The sequence below is a fragment of the Pseudomonadota bacterium genome (genome assembly GCA_027624715.1).
Taxonomy (GTDB): Bacteria; Pseudomonadota; Gammaproteobacteria; order Burkholderiales; family Eutrophovitaceae; genus Eutrophovita.
In genome coordinates this window covers 1-13,467 of sequence record JAQBTV010000021.1, presented here as the reverse complement: position 1 = coordinate 13,467, position 13,467 = coordinate 1, and the positions used below count along the sequence as shown (strand labels likewise).

The following is a 13,467-nucleotide window of genomic DNA, read 5'->3' as shown; positions in this document are numbered from 1 at the left end:
GCTCTCGACGAACGAAATTGACGCATCTGGGCAAACGGTCTTAGCATTGCTTGCCGCAACTTCAAGAGCCCTAACCGAAATATCTGTAGCAATAATTTCAATGTCTGGTAAATGAGCGGCTAACGAAATTGCAATTGCCCCCGATCCCGTCCCAAGCTCTAAAACCGTCTTCAGGTTATGCCTTTGAATTTTTTCAATTGCCAGATCTACAAGAAGCTCTGTTTCAGGCCTTGGCGTTAGTACGCACTCATTCACTTTAAACGGCAATCCGTAAAACTCTTTATACCCTAAAATATACGCGATCGGCTTGCCTTGAAGTCGATCTTGGAGCAGGCTTTTATATTTTTTGACCTTCGTTGGCTCCAACATACAGCTGGGCTCTTTGATCAATTCCAATGGAGCTAAGCCATTCGCGTGAGCAAATAAGATTTTTAGTTCACCAATAGCTTCTGATCTAGATATGCCAGCAGTTTGAGCTAAGCTCGCGATATCCGACTCCAGTGAATCAGTTTTTGTCATGGCTCGTTTTTTAATGTTTTCGCTATTCCGATGCAATCGCTAGTAATTCAGCTTGATGCTCCGAGAGTAGATTGCCAACGACTTCGTCTAACTCTCCCTCCATAATCTGAGCAAGCTTGTATAACGTCAAATTAATCCTGTGTTCGGTCAATCGACCTTGTGGGAAATTATAAGTCCTAATTCTTTCCGACCTGTCGCCGCTACCGATCAGTGTCTTCCGAGTCGCCGCCTCTTTAGCTTGGTGCTCTTGTACCTGTAGCGCATTCAACCTGGCAGCTAACACTGATAATGCTTGAGCCTTATTCTTATGTTGCGAGCGGTCATCCTGACACTCCACAACCAAACCAGTGGGAAGATGAGTAATACGTATCGCAGAATCCGTTTTATTAATATGCTGACCGCCCGCCCCTGAAGCCCGGTACGTATCAATCCGTATTTCACTCGGGTTAATCTCAATATCTTTCAATTGATCCGCCTCTGGCAAAACTGCCACCGTGCAGGCACTTGTATGAACCCGACCCTGTGTTTCAGTTTCTGGGACTCGCTGCACTCGATGGCCTCCAGACTCAAATTTTAGTTGGGCGTAAACGCTGTCACCGCTAATCTTAACGACGACTTCTTTATAACCACCAAGATCAGATTCGTTATGCGAAACTATCTCAGCCGACCATCGATTCTTTTCAGCGTATTTCAAGTACATTCTAAGCAAATCATTCGCAAAAAGAGCAGACTCATCGCCTCCAGTACCTGCCCGTATCTCCAAAAATACATTTCGGCTATCATTGGGATCTTTAGGTAATAAGGCTTTTTTCAAAATACTCTCTAGATTGGATTTTTTCTCTTTTCCCTCATGAATCTCAATTTTGGCGAGCTCATTCATTTCCGGATCATTAAGTAACTCCTTAGCCATTAAGATATTCTGATCAGCCTTTAAATACTCTCGATAACTCAAAACGATCCGCTCAAGCTCAGCATGCTCGCGTGTCCATCCAGTGAATACATCCATATCCAGAGTCGCAGTCTCAGAACTCATCAACACATTGAGCTCCTCGTGCCTTAAGGATAATTTTTCTAGCTTGTCTAGTAGCGACTGTTTCATTTAATCTTTATCTAGCCCATACAATTTCTCTAAGGCCTCGCCGAGATCCACTTTCAAGTCAGACGACTCATCATTAAGTACACGACTAGGGTGGTGCATAAATTTATTCGTGATTGCTCTCGACAAACTCGTTAAAACCGTTTCTGGCGCCTCTCCTTTAGCGATTAACAAAAGCGCCTTATTTAACTCGCCCTCCATAATCGATTCACCATGCTTTCGAAATTTCTTGATCACTGGTACGATTTTTTCTCTAGCAACCTGCGATTTAAATTGAATCAATCGTTCCTGTATTATTTTCTCCGCATGTTGTGCAGCTTCCTCACGATTTTTCACACCATCTTTAACAATCTCACCAAGATCATCTACTGTATAAAGAAATACATCTTCTAAATCAGACGCCTCAAGCTCAATATCGCGAGGCACCGCTAAATCAATAAGGAGAATTGGTTTATGACGTCTCGTCTCAATCGCTTTTTCTATCGCTTTCTTGCCAACAATAGGTATTGGGCTACCAGTACACGAAACAACAATGTCGAATTCACCTAATTTATGAAAAACGTCGCCTAAAGGGAAAAAATTTCCTTTAAACGTACATGCGAGATCTTTTGCACGACTCAAAGTTCGATTTGCGAATGAAATACCTTGAACATCAAGAGACGCAAAATATTCGGCACAAATACGGCTCATCTCTCCCGCTCCGATAAACAAAACATTTGAATGAGAGAGAGATCCAAAGATGCGTTCGCCAACCTTAGCAGATGCGGCCGCAAGAGAAACTGAGTGCGCCCCGACATTAGTTTCAGTTCTAATATGTTTGGCGACCGAGAAACTAACGTCGAATAACCGTCTTAGCTTGGGTCCAAGCGTACCGGCCGACTCTGCTTCTCGCACTGAATTTTTTAATTGTCCAAGAATCTGTGTCTCACCTAGAACCATCGAGTCAAGACCGGCCGCGACACGAAAAGCATGCTGGACAACCAATTCATCCTGATATTTATAAAGAACGGGGATAATATTCTTGTCGCTAACACCACGAAAATCTATAAACCATCTAAGGATTGCATCCAAGTTAGCAGCGACGCTATATATCTCTGTCCGATTGCAAGTAGACAAAATCACAGATTCACTAACCCCCTGTACCTTTTGTAGGCTCTTCAAGGCAAGGTCTATTTCATGATCACCGATGGCTAATGCCGCTCTAAGATCGAGCGGACAGGTATCATGGTTAAACCCCACAGAAAAGTAATTTTTTTCCTGATCTGACAATTGGGATTAGCGTTTATACTTAATATGCGCGCGAAAATTTACACTCCTTGTTAGGCCAAGGAGAATAAATATCTACCAAGACTTAAGATGATAGTCGCTAACGACGTTGATTGATTATCCATTTAGCTCACGGAATCTTTACAAAATACTCACATTGCGGACGTGAAAGACGTAAAAAAATCCAACACCAGTATACATTGGCCCACTATATCCGTTTGACTGCACTAACCGGCACGGAGAGCATCACCGGCTTATTGAGAAGATCAAAAAGCAATATGACCCTTCTGTCTCCTTCGGGCTCTTGGTAGACCGCTTGAATATTTCGGAAAGCACCGTGAGAAAACACAACATTGTCTCCTTGTTCGTATGCCTTCACTGGGTTTACGGATAACACCTTCTCAAAATCTAACATTTGTTTAAACGTTTTTTCATCTAGCTCGGCAAACTTACCTCCAAACTTTAATACCTTTGACACACCCCTTGTATTTCGCACCGCATGCGAAACCTTTTGAAAAAGCTCAAGATCATTTCGAACAAAAATATATCTCGGAAAAAGAGGCTCAAAGCCTACCGATATGGCTCCACTCCTTATTTTCTCAATCGGTCTCAAAGGAAATAAAGCGTCAAGACCCAAGAACTTAAGATTTTCTTGCGCCCTAAGCTCCTGTCGCGGTTTAGTATAGATAACCAACCAAGACAAATTAAGTCCTTTCTATTATGACATGACCAACATGCATGTAAGTTAAATCTAACCACGATTTAAAACGACTGACAAGCTAACAGCTTAAGTGTAACACGTGTATTTCACAAGGTCCTTCCTTGGCTAGCGGATACTCCACGAACTTTCTTTAGCTAATACGCAGAAAGACTCTCACTTTCAAACTTAACTCGGTGCGAACGTAAACATCCGGCGGGTGGCCGAAGCGGCCAAGCTGATGACAGATACTGGCCTGATCGTGATGACTGCCTTCATAAGCTCTTTTCGGGCGGAGCGCTAGATGGTGCGAGAGCTCATTGGAGCAGAGTACTTTATTGAGGTACTTGTCAATACTCCGCTGGAAGCTATGAACAACCCCACCTTAAGGGAATTTACAAGAAGGCGCGCAGCGGGCATCTGCCAAACATGACTGGCATCAATAGACCGTATACACCTCCCCTGAGTCCAGACTGCGTCTTATCACATGGGAATCAGAATTTGGAATGAGCAATTAACTCGCTTACGGATTTATTGCGTCCATAGCAATCACGTCCGTCACCTGCTCCAGATACACCCAATCGACGATCTCATCGTTCGGCGTGTAGCCAGTTACGAGTTCTTTCATCATTAATCGAATGACGCTGACGTCGTTCACGCTCAAGGCCATTTCCAGCAAACGCAACTTACCTTGAAGGTCAGCCCAGGGGATGAAATTCTCATGAGCTTTTATAATCCTTGGGTGGGAGGTTGGCTTGGGGTTGTCGCCAGTCAGCAACTCTTCGTAGATTTTTTCGCCGGGGCGCAGACCGATAGTCTCGATTTCAATATCGCCATCAGGATTTCCCTCGTCCTTCACCGTCAGGCCCGAGAGCTCAATCATCCGACGTGCTAGGTCGATGATCTTGATCGACTGGCCCATATCAAGCACAAACACATCACCGCCCGTGGCCATGGCGCTTGCCTGCATCACTAACTGCGCGGCTTCCGGGATCGTCATGAAAAAGCGAGTGGCCTCTGGATGGGTCAGTGTGATCGGGCCACCGTTACAGATCTGTTGCCTAAACTTGGGCGTCACTGAACCAGACGAACCCAACACATTGCCAAAACGAACCATGCTGAATTTGGTGCCTGGGCCGTTTGTAGCCAATGCCTGCAATGCCAATTCAGCCAGCCGTTTGCTTGCTCCCATGATGTTGGTCGGGCGCACGGCTTTGTCGGTGCTGATGAGTACGAAGTCGGAGACACCATTCTCCACAGCAACTTGGGCAGTGCGTAATGTGCCCAGCACATTGTTCTTGATGCCTTCGGCAGGATTGTGCTCAACCAGCGGTACATGCTTATAGGCTGCTGCGTGATAGACCGTATCCGGACGCCAAGTGGACATGATCTCTCGCATGCGCTCTTCGTCTTGCACGGAGGCCAGCAATGGCACCAAGACAATTTCGCGGCGCACAATCTTTTCTTCGAGCTCTTGATGAATGCCGTAAAGAGCAAATTCACTCTGGTCAATCAGTAGCAGTTTGCTCGGGCCAACAGAAAGAATCTGCCGGCAGAGTTCGCTGCCGATCGAACCACCAGCGCCCGTCACCATGACAACCTTTTTACGCCCATTCATCGCCAGCAGGATGTAGTTGGGCATGACAGGTTCGCGTCCGAGCAGGTCATCAATGTCCAGTTCGCGCAGATCGGAGATACTGACTTTTCCTTGCGCCAGATCAGTTACGCTCGGCAGCGTGCGCACAGCCACACGAGCTGTTCGAATCTGGGCCAAAATTTCGTTACGGCTCTTCCTGCTCAAAGCCGGCATAGCAAGCAATACGGCGCTAATACCCAAACTGGCCACCAAGTGCGTCAAGTCATCCGGGTTGTAAATAGGCTGCCCGTTCAACACATGGCCGTGCAAACGGTCGTCGTTATCCAGGAACCCAACCACTTGCATTTCATGGCTACTGGCTATGGCAGCGACTAACTGACGGCCGGCGCTTCCAGCGCCATAAATGAGCACCTTGGAGCGAGCGGCACGCTTGAGAATGCTTTGGTACTGATCACCGAGCCAAATGCGAGCCAAGGCTCGAGATGCGCCAACAAAAAGGAGGAGGAGGATTGGTTGAATGATCCCAACAGTACGAGGGACGTCTTGAATACCTAGTGCCGTAAATATGCACGCATAAAGAAAGCCATAGATACTGACGGCTCTGGCAACCGCCAACAATGCTGGCCAGCCACTGTATCGGAAGATGGCGCGATACAGGCCGGATACGATGAAGATTGGTAAGGCAATACTGATGGAAGTCATTGCAGCCAATAAGGCATTCTTTGACAAGGAAACAAATTCACCCAGCCGAAGATAGTAGGCGAGCCAGACCGTTAGTAAGCACAGGGCGGCATCAAGCACCAAGACAACAAAGCGTTTAGCCCATCGCGGCAGTGACAGCACGGGCAATACATACTTATGCAAATACATTCTTACTCCGGTACTGGTTGATTTAATGGGACACTGATCTAACGTCCCAAATTTTCCAAAAGGTCTTACTAATGATGTAGACGTCGAATAAAAAAGAACGTTTATTCAAGTATTCGATATCTAATGAAATTTTTTCATCCTGCGCTATAGTGTCTCGGCCCTGGATCTGAGCCCATCCCGTTAAACCAGGTAACAGGATGTGAATGCCAGCTTTTGTCCTTCGATCTATCAAGTCATATTGATTAAAAAGCGCGGGCCTAGGACCAACAAAACTCATGTTACCAATAAAAATAGGCCATAGTTGAGGAAGCTCATCAAGACTCGTTTTTCGTAAAAATGCCCCAATTGGTGTTAACCACTGCTCCGGATTTATTAATACATCGGTAGCCACCGTCGGTGTAGCAATATTCATACTTCGAAACTTAGGCATTTTAAAGCGCTGGTTGTTTTTTCCTACCCGCTGACTCCAATGCAAGACAGGACCTGGCGAAGATATCCAAACTAGAAAAGCAACTATGAGTAAAATAGGACTCAAAATCGCTAGCGACAACAAGGCTAGATTAACATCAAAAATTCTTTTCGCCATATGGCAATTAAAGCCTCATTATTTGAGGGGAAGCCTCAACTCGATATTCATCGTTTTTACCATCACTTTCTTTTCTCAATCAATAATCTTAATTATTTTCACTTTGGATGAGTTACTTCCTGTGGTATGACAACCTTCATTTATTCGCCTATTACGTAATTCCGAGAGCGCGGCCAACCCTAAACCAATTAATAAAATCCACCATGAATAACGGTAGCGATACAGAGCTCCTAAAAATGGAGTTGCTATTGCAAATATGGTCATAACACTTAAAGAACACAATATAGGCACTAAAACAGAAAATTGCCTATAACGAAGTACCCATAAAAAAAGGCCTGCTAATCCCGCATACATCAAGTAAGATTCTAAAATAGAAAATAAGTAAAAAATCGAGAATTTAGGTTCAATAATCGATCGCAACTCCCAAAAGTTAGGAGACAAAACTCCATAGAAAAAAGCGGTTGGTATGTAATAAATAGCCTCGAGAGAACTCATAGGAAACCAATCAACGCTGAAGAATGACTTCAATACCGTAGGATTACTTTCGTAACCAAGGATCGTGAAAATTCTACATCTCTGCTCCATTAACCCTCGCATTCGCTTATCGACAAAAGACGGTAGAAATTCTGCCTGCTGCCAATTCAAAATGCTTTCATGACACTTATTCACAATAGGAACATCTTTCTGGTAGATTTTTGTCGGCTCTCTAATAGCTTGTGCCACAGTTGCGTGTGAAGCCTGCCCCGGAGAGCCCAAAAGGCCGATCATACTAAATAGAGTGATAAATCCTACCCCGAACGAGAACCTGATTAATTTATTTTTTTTATAGTAAAAGAAAGCAGCTCCACTAATGAGAGTCACGGCAGGAAGCAATAATTGAATCACAAAGGGTCGAACCAACCAAATACTTAAAAGACCTATAATCATTTGAATAATCGTCAGAAAAGCTCGGCGAGAGAAGAACTGCTCCAACGGTAAAAATTTAATGAATCCGTACATGAATAATAAGGCGCCAAATAATGTGAAGCTTTCCTTATTTATTTGCGAGAACCAATACATCATATAAGGAGATAACAATAATGGGGTCATCCCAACAATACTACTGACTGGGGAAAACCAATGTCTCAATATTTGAAATAGTATTACGGCCGACGCAGCATGCAAAATACAATTTAGAAAAACAATGGCATACACAGAATCAATTATTAAGTAACTTAAACTAGCAATTCCAGCTACTCCCTGGCCATCTGGAAAAAAACTAAACGCAAGGCCTCCCTGGTAGAATGACTCAACGTTTTTTTTTGCTAATAGGTGATAAAAATAAGGGTCGGCTGGCATATGTCCCCCTTCACTTTGAGGATAAACTGCTGGAATTATCAACTCGCGAATCAATACACTAACCAAGCACGAGTAAATAAACGCGCACGCAAATACAGCTATCAGATATCGCCTATGTTTCATGCCCAATTCATTTTGAGATTACAACGCTACTATACCTAGCTGCAGGTTACTTAAATTGATCCTAAATGCCGGTCAAATACTTGCTGGTAAAAATCAAGCCATGCACCAGTCACCAATTCGCTACTAAAACGTCGTTGAACCCTATCCCTGGCATACCTTCCTAAACGAACCCGAAGCTCCTCATCGAGCGCGAGCGTCTTCATAGCGGCAGCGAATGACTCAACGTTACCAACATCAACCAAGATGCCAGTAAAGTGCTCTTCTATAGCATCAATAACACCATCAATACGGTATGCAACCGCTGGAAGTTCACAGGCAGCAGCTTCGATAATCACTGAACCGAAGCCCTCTCGATAGCTTGGCAGCAACAATACATCTGCAGCAGCCATCATAATTTCTGGACTTGTGGTATGTGTGAACCATCGAATTGGCGCATTACAGTTTGAAGAATAATTTTTTAAGGTACACACTAAATTTTCCTCGTCGGGACCAACGACCCAAAGCTCAACATTAGGAACATCGATCGCGACTTCTTTAAAAGCAGTCAATAGATCAAACAAACCTTTGTCAATCGTAATACGACCTACAAAAAGATAAACACAGACGCCAACCGACAATCCAAGTTCTCTTCGCTTTTCTAATCTAGTATTAACGTCTGGCCTGAAACGCTTAAGATTAACCCCTGCAATAGACCCTGTGCCAAGCATGTCTATACGGCCCTCTTTAGCAATAGTCTCACGGTAAAGCATTTGTCGCTGAGAGTTACTATCAACAAAAATATTTGAGGCGAAGGCCACGATAAAACGATCTACTTGTTTTAAGAAATATCGTGCCAATCCAGACTTTGTAACCCAAACCTGTCCGGTGAATGTGTGGCAGCGTATTGGAACTCTATTTACCCACGCAGCGAACAGGCCTAGAAGGCCTGCCTTAGGCGTAAGGGTATGAACCACGTCCGGGGAATTAGCGCTGATTATTTTAATCAAACGTAATACAGCTTTTATATCTCGAAATAACGAAACTTTGCGTTCGATTCTAATATATATAACGGTCAGACCCTGCCCCAGGTCAATCGATAGCGGGTAAACACTGTTGTCAACACACAAAATAACTTTATAGATTTTTGATAAAGCCAAGATTTGCTCTTTTAAAAAAGCATTTACTGCAAATGCTGTAGTGGCGACAAAACAAATTTTTTTTCTATAATAAATTTTATCCAAAAATCTTACATAATCCAACATAAAAACATCGCGAGAAAACCGTGTCACAGAATCAGAAGCCTGTTGCTGTATATGGAGGAAACCTTCTCGATTCAGATCAACCTGTCTAATAATGTCTGCGTATTTTTCTGGGTCATTAGCGTCAACTAAAAATCCAGTAACACCATCTTCAATAATACATCTTAATCCAGGAATATTATTTGCAACTACTAACGTTCCCGCCGCCTGCGCTTCGATAACAGCATAAGACAACCCCTCATGTAGAGACGGCAGGAGGAGTACGTTTGCATATGCCAGAACCTCGGGCACATCATTGACGAATCCAAGAGGAATTATATTATGAGGCACTTCATGAAGGACCCTACTTACATCTTCAATCGAAGGGCCACACAGCACTAGTTTAATATGTGCGTTTGAAATTTGATCTACAAACAATCGCAAAATAAAATCAAACCCTTTGCGCTTTTCGGCCCTACCGATATATACAACTATCAAATCTTGCACATGAAGACCATGCCTCTTACACCACTCTGGTTTTCCACACAAATCTACAGCGTAGTTTCCAAGATCAACTCCGCAAGCCGATCCCTCATTTATAAGACTCGGATTAATGCCTGATGCAAAGGTATTTAACAAATCGACCATGTCTTTCGAGACAGTTACCACACGTGTTGATAGTAACAAATTGCAATATTCTAATGCTCGGAGCAACCAACGCGTTGGCCCTGTGTAAGCCGGGTAAGGGACGCCATGATTAAAGTACACCCGAACTGGAACCCCACTCCACAACGCGGCTAACAACGGCAGTAAAGCTGCTCTAGAATTATGGCTGAAAATAATATCAGGCTGGCTAAGCTTCAAGAATGATTTCAGTCGCCATAGAACTAATGGCAACCCAAGAATATTCTCAATCGACAAATTGAAAGGAAACGTCTCGACCGCTACCTCTTCATCTGGATTCGAAGACACAACTAATTGTGTCTCATACCCGCAATCTCTCTCCGCATTCATCAATGGAGCAACAAATTTTTTCGCGTAGCGCGCGTTAGGATGAAAGTGGATTATTTTCATCATGTTTGTTATCTAAAAAACTATATAACAACAACATTGGCGCCATATGAAAGATCGCATCAAAATTTACTCTCCAGCGCGTTGCTGATCCAGGATTCAAAAGTCCCCAGGGTGCATGGATCACAAATAGGATAAAAATTGCCGGCACGAGACACATCCAAAAAATAGTCCTGAACCGTTTTCGACCTAAAAAAGATTGTGTTTCCGCGTAGGAGTAAACAATAATAGGAAATATAAGTATCAAAACGCCTTCAAAGAAAAATGGCAGCAATAAGGGTCTCGCGAATACTTCTATTGGCATTGGACCAACGATTCCTAGTACCGCCCCTAACGGCAGTAAGGCCTCATATTTCGGGAAACCTTCACCACTAAGTTGTTCAATCCCAAAAAAAACAAACCGACTTGCGCGCGCGTTAGGATCGATTCCATAAAAAGCATGATGAGTCATTGTTTCCCAGGCAAAATGAGCGAATAGTGCGCCGCCTAAACAAAATAATAGACTTAGCCATATCCAGGCCTTATTCTTAAATCTATCCATCAGGACCACCGACATAAACAACCATATAATCACCAATCCATAATGCGGTCGAAAGATCAAACAAACTATTAGTGCCAAGAGCAAGAGCACGAAATCTAAAGCTACGCACTTGCGGTGCACAAATGAACCCCAAATAACCAAAGACAACGTAAAAGCACCGTAAAAAATTGCTTCTTTACCAAGCACTGAGGTCCAAATTAAAGTACTAGGAAAAAATAGAACCAGACATAACTGCCAGCGAGCACCGCCCTTCAAGTAGTAGTAAAAAAATCCCAAGAGTGAGAATAAAGCAAACGCAAAGTGGACAAATAGGCTACTGCCAAAGTTTGATAGCATTAAGGCTGACTGTTGCACCAGAGCCGTTCTTAAATCAACATTATCGCCTAAGTAAGCTCCTATCAGAAAATTCTCAGCATCCACCAGAGGAGTAAATTTTGTAAAGACTGATAGGGTGAGTAATACACACAAAAACTTTAAGCCGCCTAAAATCAGAACAATCTTGAAAGTCTTATTAGGAAAATTTGAAGTTATACCAACCATCAAATTCCTTTAAGGATCAAAATCCATTTAGAAGGCAAAAATAACTTTATAGGGATAACAAGCAACGCCCTAGCCATGATGAGGAAAATTGCCATTAACTTAGGCGCGCCCTTCAACCTGCGGGAAGCAATAATAATGTATTCACAATATGCCCTGACAGGATGAGCAGAAGCATAACCTTCAGCCTCAACCGCCACCAAACTCTGACATATTTCCGCTCCGAGAACAGTAATCCTCTCGGCCCGAAGATACAGATCATAATCACCAGCTATTTTGTATATCGTTTCATATCGATTTCTTAGGATAAATTGTTTACCGAATATCATACCTTGGTGAGATGTTGGCATCTTATGGCGAGAGGAAGTCTTTGGCACAAGCGTTTTAAAAACATCGCCAACCACCTGACGAATAGGGAAACAGGCTATATCCGGTTCACTGTTATTTTGCCTGGTTAATTTGCAAAAAGCTGCATAAAATTCATCCGGACTTCCGATCACGGTATCGCCGCAATTCAAAAATAGTAATAACGGCGATCGAGAATACGATATACCAAGATTCATCGCGTCAAATATTCCGCAATCAGTGACTACATGATATTTAAAATTCGTTTCTGCTATGAAAGGTTCTACTAAGTGCCTAGTGTTATCTGTGGAACTTCCATCAACAACTAAATGCTCAAATCTCTCATCGCCATAAAAAGCACCCAAGCTGATTATTGTTTTCTTTAATCTCAGAACGTCATTACGGCAAACTGTAATAATCGAGAGAAGCCTATCAACATGAGCGTCGTAAACCTCGTCCTCGCTAAGTTGCATATGATGGCCTCACATTATTTATGGCTAATGCCCTATTGAGCGCAATATAGATAGCTACCGCGCTAATCGTTGCGATAAACGCCATAACATAAAATATGCCCTTAGCACCAAACATTGGCGCAAACGTATTTAATAGTACAAAACAAAAGATAACTTCAAAAAAATGAAGTGCATACAAAAATCGCTTTAATCCCAAATTCCAAACTGCTACTAAGCCTACATCACGAAATACTCGAATACCGAAATATAAAGCAGCCGACGATATAAGTGACATAACAAAAAACCCCGATGCATCAATATATTCAATAATATCTGTACACTCGATCAACACGGAACCGGTTAGCACGAGGGTCACGGAGAGAATACCAATCAACATTCCCCTTCTTACAAACGTCCATATCTGGTCGGAACGCGTATCAGTTGTTATATTTCGTGCCTTGTACTGAATATAGGAAAAATATGCGATGAATGAGATGAAAAACAATCTAGATGAAAAATGATAAGCAACCAGATCTGTATCCGTCAGATACTTTGCTGCAAAAAAGGAGTCCGCGCCAAGGTATACCAAAGACAATGCATTTAGACCCCAAAATCCAAAAGCATTTTTAAAAATCCATCGCCAATTTAATGGTTTACCATACTTTTTCCGCCACGCTCGCACCCCGAATTTAAATATCAATGGCGTATGGATTAATGTTGGAATAGTCAGATAAATAGCAACCGACTCTAGTAGGCCTGCGCTATGCCATTGAAAAAAAGATAAAATAAGGATAGCTAAAATACCTTGCAACATTAATAGCTTGCCGGAAAGTATTCCTTTATTAATCACGAGAAGTATTCTTTGTATTAGAACGTTATTAGTACTCACCAACATTAACGCAACGCCAATGGGAAATGCTAGAGCATCTGTCTGCGATCCATACGCCTTAACTCCACCCCGGAATAAGTCTATTGCTTCAGGAAACAATATCAAAAGCATGGCTAGCATCACCATCAAGATATAGTGTCCTACGATAATATTACAGGCACCATTTAGCCTCAAAATTTTTGAGTTAAATCCGTTTTGTAACGTTTGGGATGCGCCGAACTCAAAAATTTGAATCCATACCGAGTACCCCATTAAAAGAACGATCACTGCCGCATTACTCGGTTGGTGGATTTTTGAAAAAACGTATATTGCGTAGATTTGTG

11 protein-coding genes and 1 pseudogene are annotated in these 13,467 nt (G+C 42.9%); 1 reads left to right on the top strand and 11 read right to left on the bottom strand.

The features are described from left to right. The 4 genes from O3A65_08550 to rfaH form a co-directional block, all read right to left on the bottom strand. Positions 1–519, bottom strand: a 519-nt coding sequence (locus O3A65_08550) for a peptide chain release factor N(5)-glutamine methyltransferase (GenBank protein ID MDA1332510.1), incomplete at its 3' end; no start/stop codon positions are given. Positions 520–541: 22 nt separating this feature from the next. Continuing rightward, entirely contained in the window at positions 542–1,618 is a 1,077-nt protein-coding gene (gene prfA / locus O3A65_08545; GenBank protein ID MDA1332509.1) for a peptide chain release factor 1, read from the bottom strand. Further along, a complete protein-coding gene (gene hemA / locus O3A65_08540) occupies positions 1,619–2,884 on the bottom strand; it encodes a glutamyl-tRNA reductase (protein ID MDA1332508.1) in 1,266 nt (421 codons plus the stop codon). A gap of 205 nt (positions 2,885–3,089) precedes the next feature. Then, the gene (gene rfaH / locus O3A65_08535; protein ID MDA1332507.1) at positions 3,090–3,584 is read right to left on the bottom strand and encodes a transcription/translation regulatory transformer protein RfaH; all 495 of its coding nucleotides are present in this window, start codon (positions 3,582–3,584) and stop codon (positions 3,090–3,092) included. Positions 3,585–3,786: 202 nt separating this feature from the next. On the opposite strand from rfaH, the pseudogene O3A65_08530 reads away from it, so the two are divergent. Beyond that, a pseudogene (locus O3A65_08530) lies at positions 3,787–4,088 on the top strand (adenylyl-sulfate kinase). 13 nt (positions 4,089–4,101) lie between these two features. Here the strand turns inward: O3A65_08530 and O3A65_08525 are convergent. From O3A65_08525 to O3A65_08495, 7 genes are all read right to left on the bottom strand, one after another. Then, positions 4,102–6,045: a nucleoside-diphosphate sugar epimerase/dehydratase gene (locus tag O3A65_08525; protein ID MDA1332506.1), complete on the bottom strand. Its 1,944-nt coding sequence runs from the start codon at positions 6,043–6,045 to the stop codon at positions 4,102–4,104. Between the two features lie 22 nt (positions 6,046–6,067). Then, positions 6,068–6,631 (bottom strand): sugar transferase, encoded by a 564-nt coding sequence (locus O3A65_08520; protein ID MDA1332505.1) that lies wholly within the window; start codon positions 6,629–6,631, stop codon positions 6,068–6,070. Between the two features lie 75 nt (positions 6,632–6,706). Further along, positions 6,707–7,969: a hypothetical protein gene (locus O3A65_08515; GenBank protein ID MDA1332504.1), complete on the bottom strand. Its 1,263-nt coding sequence runs from the start codon at positions 7,967–7,969 to the stop codon at positions 6,707–6,709. 173 nt (positions 7,970–8,142) lie between these two features. Beyond that, the gene (locus tag O3A65_08510; protein ID MDA1332503.1) at positions 8,143–10,386 is read right to left on the bottom strand and encodes a glycosyltransferase; all 2,244 of its coding nucleotides are present in this window, start codon (positions 10,384–10,386) and stop codon (positions 8,143–8,145) included. Continuing rightward, positions 10,358–11,461, bottom strand: a complete 1,104-nt coding sequence (locus tag O3A65_08505) for a hypothetical protein (protein ID MDA1332502.1) — start codon at positions 11,459–11,461, stop codon at positions 10,358–10,360. The genes O3A65_08510 and O3A65_08505 overlap by 29 nt, the downstream gene beginning before the upstream one ends. Beyond that, positions 11,461–12,276, bottom strand: a complete 816-nt coding sequence (locus tag O3A65_08500; protein ID MDA1332501.1) for a glycosyltransferase — start codon at positions 12,274–12,276, stop codon at positions 11,461–11,463. The genes O3A65_08505 and O3A65_08500 overlap by 1 nt, the downstream gene beginning before the upstream one ends. Beyond that, positions 12,266–13,467, bottom strand: a 1,202-nt coding sequence (locus tag O3A65_08495) for a hypothetical protein (GenBank protein ID MDA1332500.1), incomplete at its 5' end; no start/stop codon positions are given. The genes O3A65_08495 and O3A65_08500, both read right to left, overlap by 11 nt.

What these genes read in the sequence shown, in the direction of transcription:
- O3A65_08520 (MDA1332505.1), bottom strand. Translation starts at nt 6,631, where the DNA reads ATGGCGAAAAGAATTTTTGATGTTAATCTAGCCTTGTTGTCGCTAGCG.
- O3A65_08500 (MDA1332501.1), bottom strand. Translation starts at nt 12,276, where the DNA reads ATGCAACTTAGCGAGGACGAGGTTTACGACGCTCATGTTGATAGGCTT.
- prfA (MDA1332509.1), bottom strand. Translation starts at nt 1,618, where the DNA reads ATGAAACAGTCGCTACTAGACAAGCTAGAAAAATTATCCTTAAGGCAC.
- O3A65_08505 (MDA1332502.1), bottom strand. Translation starts at nt 11,461, where the DNA reads ATGGTTGGTATAACTTCAAATTTTCCTAATAAGACTTTCAAGATTGTT.
- O3A65_08510 (MDA1332503.1), bottom strand. Translation starts at nt 10,386, where the DNA reads ATGATGAAAATAATCCACTTTCATCCTAACGCGCGCTACGCGAAAAAA.
- O3A65_08525 (MDA1332506.1), bottom strand. Translation starts at nt 6,045, where the DNA reads ATGTATTTGCATAAGTATGTATTGCCCGTGCTGTCACTGCCGCGATGG.
- O3A65_08515 (MDA1332504.1), bottom strand. Translation starts at nt 7,969, where the DNA reads ATGCCAGCCGACCCTTATTTTTATCACCTATTAGCAAAAAAAAACGTT.